At 43.7% G+C, this 7,879-nt stretch carries 9 protein-coding genes; 1 reads left to right on the forward strand and 8 read right to left on the reverse strand.

Features of this window, described 5'->3' with window-relative positions; all coding sequences use genetic code 11:
• The first annotated feature begins 128 nt into the window (after nt 1-128).
• A complete protein-coding gene (locus tag ACLVWP_RS18785) occupies nt 129-668 on the forward strand; it encodes a hypothetical protein (protein ID WP_413559195.1) in 540 nt (179 codons plus the stop codon).
• Between the two features lie 46 nt (nt 669-714).
• Here the strand turns inward: ACLVWP_RS18785 and rsmG are convergent, their stop codons facing one another.
• From rsmG to rpmH, 8 genes are read right to left on the reverse strand one after another with little or no spacing between them, the layout of a single operon-like run.
• Nucleotides 715-1,383: a 16S rRNA (guanine(527)-N(7))-methyltransferase RsmG gene (gene rsmG, locus ACLVWP_RS18790; protein ID WP_413559196.1), complete on the reverse strand. Its 669-nt coding sequence runs from the start codon at nt 1,381-1,383 to the stop codon at nt 715-717.
• Nucleotides 1,370-3,265, reverse strand: a complete 1,896-nt coding sequence (mnmG, locus tag ACLVWP_RS18795) for a tRNA uridine-5-carboxymethylaminomethyl(34) synthesis enzyme MnmG (protein ID WP_413559197.1) — start codon at nt 3,263-3,265, stop codon at nt 1,370-1,372. The genes rsmG and mnmG overlap by 14 nt, the downstream gene beginning before the upstream one ends.
• A gap of 3 nt (nt 3,266-3,268) precedes the next feature.
• Nucleotides 3,269-4,693 carry a tRNA uridine-5-carboxymethylaminomethyl(34) synthesis GTPase MnmE gene (gene mnmE, locus ACLVWP_RS18800; protein WP_413559198.1) on the reverse strand — a complete coding sequence of 475 codons (1,425 nt, stop codon included), beginning with the start codon at nt 4,691-4,693 and terminating at the stop codon, nt 3,269-3,271.
• A gap of 16 nt (nt 4,694-4,709) precedes the next feature.
• Nucleotides 4,710-5,273 carry a protein jag gene (locus ACLVWP_RS18805; RefSeq protein WP_413559199.1) on the reverse strand — a complete coding sequence of 188 codons (564 nt, stop codon included), beginning with the start codon at nt 5,271-5,273 and terminating at the stop codon, nt 4,710-4,712.
• A 30-nt stretch (nt 5,274-5,303) separates the two neighbouring features.
• Nucleotides 5,304-6,944 carry a membrane protein insertase YidC gene (yidC, locus tag ACLVWP_RS18810; protein WP_413559200.1) on the reverse strand — a complete coding sequence of 547 codons (1,641 nt, stop codon included), beginning with the start codon at nt 6,942-6,944 and terminating at the stop codon, nt 5,304-5,306.
• The gene (gene yidD / locus ACLVWP_RS18815) at nt 6,928-7,215 is read right to left on the reverse strand and encodes a membrane protein insertion efficiency factor YidD (protein WP_413559201.1); all 288 of its coding nucleotides are present in this window, start codon (nt 7,213-7,215) and stop codon (nt 6,928-6,930) included. The genes yidC and yidD overlap by 17 nt, the downstream gene beginning before the upstream one ends.
• Complete coding sequence (rnpA, locus tag ACLVWP_RS18820; protein WP_413559202.1) at nt 7,166-7,525, reverse strand: ribonuclease P protein component; 360 nt, start codon at nt 7,523-7,525, stop codon at nt 7,166-7,168. The genes yidD and rnpA overlap by 50 nt, the downstream gene beginning before the upstream one ends.
• Entirely contained in the window at nt 7,515-7,664 is a 150-nt protein-coding gene (gene rpmH, locus ACLVWP_RS18825) for a 50S ribosomal protein L34 (protein WP_413559203.1), read from the reverse strand. Before rpmH ends, rnpA begins: the two co-directional genes overlap by 11 nt.
• Between the last annotated feature and the right edge of the window lie 215 nt (nt 7,665-7,879).

Here is a 7,879-nt window from a genome sequence, read left to right on the forward strand (position 1 = left end):
CAGTTCCTCCCTGATATCTAAAATTCGTATTATTTACACGCTTGTGCAAGAATAAAGACTAGTTTTTCGCACCTCGCCTTGGGTTTTTCTGCATTTTTGCCGATGTTCCACGTGGAACAACTACATTTATGAGAATAATCGCCGCAATACTCATCATTTTTACTCTCGCAGCCTGCAGTAAGCCGGATCCAAACCCGGAACTGAAGGATCCGATTTATTCTGATCTCCAGGCACAAGTTGGTGCCGCAACAGCAGCCGTTGAAGCAGAGAAAAAGAAACTCGAGGGATTCGAAAAGGATCTCGCTGCAGTAGTTCCGCAAACAGGGCAAATTAAATACGCTCAAAAGAGAGTGTTTGAATCCCAGGCGGCTATCACTCGCCTCGAGCAACAGTTAGAATATTTAAAGCTCAAAGTAGAGCAACGCCAGAAGTACGCGCAAGCGTCCTACAAAAAAGCCTATGCTAAGAAGGAAGAATGGCCCGATCCAAAAGAATGGTCCTCCTATCAGGCAGAACAAAAGCTTAGAAATGCCAAACGCAGCTGGGACGTAAAAGAACGCATGAAAGAAGCGGGAGTAATGATCGATACGGGGCTCGGGCACAAATCGTCTGCTGAGGGCGGTGAAGGCGGCGGCGGAGAGAAAAAAGCCGAAGGTGGCGGTCACTAGAGGAATGTTCCACGTGGAACATCCCCTTTTTCACATATAATTGGAATTAAGCGATCTTTTCGGTACGAACGACGCCGTATTTTACTGCGCCGACCGGGAGTTTATACTCACCCACAAGAGAGGGCGACCAGATAGAGCACAGCTGAGTCGGAATCTCTCCCACTTCAATTCCCCACTCTTCACCCTTAAGGTGATAGACAGAACCGCCCTTAACGACGATCTTGCGAGCCATTAAAATAGCCTTTGAAATATTCCCGAAGCCACGGCAAATCGCCCATTTTACAGAATCAGCCGGAAGCGCCTCGATATTCTTGTTCTCAACCGATACATTCTTAAGGTTCAAGGCTTGGATTGCAAAGTTCAGAAACTCGCACTTCTTTACGTCTGTATCTACCAAAACAACTTGGACCTTGGGATTCATGATCGCAAATACGACCCCCGGAAATCCGTTGCCGCTTCCGAAGTCATAGACTTTATCGATATGGGAGTTGGATTTAACAATGGCTTTAGTTGCCATAATAGAGTCAGCAAAATGAAGAGCATCAGCTACAAAAACAGACTTCGCCGAAATAAGGCTTAGCGTGCGATTATACTTTTGCAGCTCATCATGATAGGCCTTAAGGCCAGCTCTGACCTCAGGACTAAGATCGGGGAACCATTCGTCAATGCGCCAGAATATTTGCGGTGGAGATTGTGGGCTCTCAGCGTTGCTCATCCGGATTCATCTCCTTGATCTTTTTGTGACCTTTTAGATGAATCATTATAGCTTGAATCGCAGATGGATTCACACCACTAATACGTTGTGCTTGACCTAAGGTACGGGGCCTAACGCGTTGCAGCTTGTCCTTCTCTTCATTGGAAAGACCGCGAACATCTGAGTACGAAAGTGCTTCTGGAAGTACCAATTCTTCGAGTCTTTTTGATTGCTCGATCAAGTCCATTTGGCGACGAACGTAACCAGAGTATTTCACTTCGATTTCGACGGGCTCAACAACATTTGGATCGGAATCTAACTCGAAATTTAGCAACTCAAGGTGCGAACTCGTAAGCTCAGGACGACGCAGCAACTCTTCGATAGTTAAAGACTTTGTCATAGCTGACGTCGGAATTGTTGCCAAAATATCTTGGGTCTCTTTGGTGTTATAAACCTTAGTTTCGCGCATTCTATCGTGAAGTGCTTTACGTTTTTCACGAAGAACTGCCAAAGTGTCCAAAGACTGCTCGGACACAATACCCAACTTTTGGGCCCAATGCGCCAACCTGTCGATAGTATTGTCTTCTCTCAAAACCAATCTGTGTTCCGCGCGAGAAGTGAACATACGATATGGCTCGCGAGTGCCTTTTGTTACAAGGTCATCAACAAGGACTCCCATGTAGGCTTCATCACGGCCCAAGATAAATTCATCGCGACCTAAAATGCTATTCGCAGCATTCACACCCGCGATGAAACCTTGAACGGCTGCTTCTTCATAACCAGAAGTTCCGTTGATTTGTCCTGCCAAAAATAACTGACGAATCGTTCTTGTTTCCAAGCGATGCCAGATTTGTGTCGGTTCAATATAGTCATACTCAACCGCATAACCGTAGCGAGCGACTTTTACATTCTCAAGACCCGGGATAGTTTTTAGGAATTGATCCTGAACTTCTTCAGGCAAACTCGTAGAAATACCCTGCAAATAAATTAGATCTGTAGAAAGACCTTCTGGTTCCAAGAATGTTTGGTGACTGCCTCTTTCGTGGAATCGAGTCACTTTGTCTTCGATCGATGGGCAATAACGAGGACCAATACCTTCAATCAACCCACAATACATCGGCGATTTATCAAGATTCGCACGGATAATTTCGTGGGTTTGCTCTGTTGTACGAGTCAGATAGCAAAGAATCTGTGGAAGCTTTAACTGAGTCGAAGATTTGAAGCTGAAAGGATAAATCTTTTCATCTCCACCATGAGGAACTGTTTTCGACCAGTCGATAGAATCTTTAAGCAAACGAGCCGGTGTGCCCGTTTTCAAACGTTTAACTTCAAAACCAAATTGCGCCAATTGATCTGACAAACCGATGGAGGGTTTATCACCCACACGGCCACCCGCCTCTTGGCGAAGACCCGTATGCATAACTCCGTTCATGAAAGTTCCCGTTGTGATGATCGTTGCTTTCGCAAAAACCTCGGAACCATCATCCAGAACCACACCCATCGCGATGTCTTTATCCAAAATAAGGCGTTTTACTTCGCCTTGAAGGACTTCCAAATTTGGTTGATTAAATAGCGCATGTTTTTGAAAAGCCGCATACAAATGCTTGTCGTTTTGCACACGAGTTCCACGAACTGCCGGACCTTTCGAGGAGTTAAGACGCTTGTACTGAATTGTTGTTTCGTCTGCAGCGATACCCATTTGGCCGCCCAGCACATCAAGTTCACGAACCATGTGGCCTTTTGCAAGTCCACCGATAGAAGGATTGCAGCTCATGTACCCGATGCGATCAACATTCGTAGTGACCATCAAAGTTTGCAGACCCAAACGAGCGGACGCCAAGCATGCCTCGATACCAGCATGTCCCGCACCTACTACGATCACATCAAATTTTTTATTAGTCATAAGCTACTTCCCGATACAAAACTCTTTAAATACTCGATCCATGATTTGATCATCGAACCGCTTACCTAAAGTTTCGTGAATCGCGATGAGAGATTCTTTAAGCTCTAAAGCCAAGAATTCAGAACCCATCCCCTGATCCACCAAGGTTTGTGACCTTTGAGTATTCTCTAAAGCACGAACCAAGTTTTCATAGTGACGGGCATTGGAAATAAGAACGGTATTTTCCACCTGCAAATCCGCGAATTCTTGGACAAGCTCTTGAAGGACACTCGAACGCACCTTTTTATCAAGAGCACTGACAAAGAACACCCTTCTTGTGAAGAAAGCCTGGGGATCCGCTATTTTATGGAAAAATTTACTGTTTTTGATGGCTTTTTCGACCAAATCTAGGGGTTTAGACCCACCAATTCGATCGATTTTATTAGCTAAAATGAAGGTTTTTTGAGGATCCAAAGACTCCAGAATTTGAGCCTCTTCAGCCCCCATACCCTTCTCGATATCGAAAACAAAGAAAACCACATCGGATTCATTCTGAGCTTCATAGCTTTTTTGAATACCAATGCGCTCAACCAGGTCTGTTGCTTCATCGCGAAGACCAGCCGTATCTACGAAAGTGAACTTAACACCCTCATAGGATGTATCACCGTGAATCACATCACGAGTTGTACCTGGAATATCTGTTACGATGGCACGTTCATCTTCCAAGAATAAATTCAGCAAGCTTGATTTACCAACATTCGGCAAACCCGTTAGAACCACACGAAAACCATCCTTTAAAAGACGGCCGACTTTGAAAGTGCCAACCAGATCCTTAAGAATGCCTTCGATCTTTTTCAAACGAACTTGAACCACAGAGTTATCGACAACATCGATACCTTCCGTAGAAAAATCAATGCTGGCTTCAGCGTGAGCCAAAATCCAAGTCATATCGTCTTCAACCTCTTCAAGCTTATTTGAAAGCTGACCCTTCAATTGACGAAGAGCGAGCTTCGCGGCCTGCTGAGATTGGGATTCAATCAATGCCAAAACAGATTCAGCCTGAACCAAATCCAATTTTCCGTTCATAAATGCACGATAAGTAAACTCACCGCGATCCGCGGGACGAGCACCCAATTGCACTAATGAATTTAGAATATTTTGGCAGATGAGAGGACTTCCGTGACAGGAAATCTCGATGACTTCTTCACCCGTGAACGAGCGACCATTTTGGAAGTAAGTTACCAGAACCTCGTCAATCTCCTTATCGCCGTCTTTCAGATTACCGAAATAGACTTTATGAGATTCAGGATGTGCAGGTAAGAATTTGCAAAGTTTAGAGACGATTTCAAAAGTTTTAGGGCCACTGATTCTGATAACGGAAATACCGCCCACTCCATGAGGAGTGGAGACCGCGCATATCGTATCCTTGTCACGATCTCCTCGAATCATGCGACCCTACTAACTACTAATCGTGGTGAGCTTCTTCAGCGTTATTGTTTTGCGCTGAATTGCCACCTTTAGCTGGATAAATTTTGATCTTTTTGTACAAGCCATCACCCAAAGAACGGCTTTTGATACGAGGATCTTTAGCCAAATATTGGTGAACAACTTTACGATCTTTTGGAGGAAGAGCTCTGTAGTATACAGACTTACCTTGCTCAATGCAGATCGCTTTCAAGTTTTCAGCGCGTTCGATAAGAGCACTTTCAGTCTCATCACGGTAACCACCGCAATCAACTGTGATGTTCGTTTTATCTTCAGGGAAGTTGTGTTGAATTACGCGTTTAAGAAGCAATTGGAATGCATCCAACATTTGCCCTTTTTTATCTTTCAACAATTCTTCGTCCCCACCGGAGAATTGAACAGAAAGAACAGCTCCACCGTCGTCTTCTTTTGAAGATGTAATTTCAAAAGAAAGATCGAACTGAGCTTTTTCGATGATACCCTCTAGAGTGCTTTGAACTAAAGATTCAACTTCGCTATTTGCACTCTTGCTTTTCCCCCCGAAAAGCTTACTAAAAAAACCCATTTTACCTCCCAGGTAAAAAACCGTGATTAACTATTTCGCTTTAACCGCTTGAGTAGCTGGTTTTGCAGTTGGATCTCTCATGATCAAATATTGTTGGATGATACCGAACAACGTGCTGACAACCATATAAAGAGTCAGACCTGCAGGTAGCTGCAACATGAACACTGAGAAAACAATTGGCATGAACGCCATAATTTTAGCTTGAGTAGGATCCATTGTAGACGGAGTGATCTTTTGTTGAATGAACATAAAGATCGCCATCGATACCGGCAATACATAGAACTTATCGTGTGCTGACAAATCCGTGATCCAAAGGATGAACGGAGAATTGTAAAGCTCGATAGAAGAACCAATCACGCGGTACAAAGCAAAGAAGATTGGGATCTGAAGAAGCATTGGCAAACAACCTGACATGGGGTTTGCACCATGTTGTTTCATCACAGCCATCATCTCAGTGTTCAACTTCATTGCATCGTCTTTGTACTTCTCGCGAAGACCTTGGATGATCGGTTGAACTTTCTGCATAGCCTTCATTGATTTTGCAGACATGATATTGAATGGAAGAACCACGAAACGAACTGCCAATGTCAGAAGGATAATCGCCACACCCCAGTTACCTGCAAGTGAATGGAAAGCCTTCATTACATACAACAATGGACGAGCGATAAAGCCAAAGAAACCAAAGTCGATGATATGAGCCAACTCTGGATCAGCTGCTTTCAACATGTCGATTGATTTAGGACCCGCATAGAAAATTTGCGAGAACTTCATTTCGTCTTTCAACTGAACTGGCTTGTAAGTCAGTTCTGCCAAAGCCGTTTTCTTTTCAACGTTTGAAGTAAGTTTAACTTCAGGGATGATTTCAGATTTATCCATCACCGCCGCCGCAAAATACTGAGAGCTTACAGAGATAATTGCAGTGTTTGTGAAGTCTTTAGAAACGTTGTCGCTGGAGTTACTGAAGTTTACAGTTTCGTGCTTGTCATCTGTATGGATAACAAAGAAATCCTGGTGCTCGTATGAAGGGAACAACCATGAAGTTGAACCTTTCACGTGGATGCTTTCAGGAATCAAAACAGAGAAACCATTTTTTACAGATTCAGTCGGTTTAGTGAATGAAAGAGTATTTGTGAATACAGATTTAGCTGGATCAAATTGCATTTCACGAGTGATTGTCATCTCGCCTACTTGAGCCACACCAACATATGAACCTGGTGCTTTTTCAGTTAGGTTAAATACAACCGGTTTATCCTGACCTGACATACGAAGTGCATAAAGCCCGTCGTTTTCAGTTCCACCCAAAGTAATTTTATTACCTTGTTTGTCTTCATAATTATTCACAGTGAAGCCTTTAAGACCCATACCGTGATTTGAAATTTTGAAAGAAACTTTGTCGTCAGAATAAGAGAATGACTGGTCTTGAGCAGGAGCTGCTACAGTTTCAGATTTTGATTCGACTGTTGCAGTTGTTCCAGAAGTTGCTGTGGGATGAGAACCCGGAGTTGCTGTAGCTTCTGTTGTCTGAGTTTGTGCAGGTTTTGGCTTATTATAGTCAGGATATTTCTTCCCAAGATATGTCTGCCATCCGAAGTAAACGATTGCTACCGCTGCAACAGCTATCAACGTTTTAGGATCAAAAAAGCCAGGGTTATTTTTATCTTGCTGAGCCATGGAGCGTTCCTCCTGAATCTGGGACCGGATCATAACCATAAGGGCCACCCGGTCGACATTTACAAATTCGTTTTGTGATTAACCAAAAAGCTTTATGCGATTTGTGTGTGTGAATAGCTTTTAGAGCATATGCCGAACAACTAGGTTCGAAGCGACAGGAACCACCAAGATGAGTCGTTCCAATAGATCTGTAGGCTGCAACGATAAACCAAAGCAGAGCTTTAAAGGTTTTTTCGAAGAGTCCCAAGCCCGCGGTCCATAGCTTTAACAAATTCCTCGTGTGCGAGGCCTTTATAGAAGTTGGCGTCCATAGGTTTGAAGATAAGATTGATGTCGGCTTCAAGCGAGTTATCCGTTTTAAGCAGTGCTCGGAAATACTCTCGACTCCAACGTTTGAGTTTGTTTCGCACAACTGCAGGGCCGACTTTTCGACTTGCAGTTACACCAAAACGCAACTGACCAACGGAGTTCTTCTGATAATTCAGAAGTAACCACTTCGTAGGCCAGTGTCTTTTCCCAGATTGTTTTAGAGAGAGAAATTCAGAGCTGCGCTTAATACCTAGCGGAGAACTATTTTCCACCTGTAGAAACCGTCAAACGTTTTCTACCTTTAGCGCGACGACGATTTAGAACTTCTTGACCAGCTTTAGTAGCCATTCTTGCGCGGAAACCGTGAGATGTTTTACGACGTTTGTTTGATGGTTGGTATGTACGTTTCATGTGTTCTCCTGAACTACTCTCTACCGAGAAATTTACGACGCTAAAAGACGTCAAATACGCCAATTTTAAGATCGGCGGCTACATATACGATTCCACAAAGCTGTAATCAACTAGATACGTGGGGCACTAATTAATCACATTGCGTAATCAAGGTCAACTGTTGAAAACTTCAGCTCCCCTTGTTAAGGCTACTCTGCATTTCGAGGGGATGGTCT

It is taken from the genome of Bdellovibrio sp. HCB209 (assembly GCF_047306065.1).
Taxonomy (GTDB): Bacteria; Bdellovibrionota; Bdellovibrionia; order Bdellovibrionales; family Bdellovibrionaceae; genus Bdellovibrio.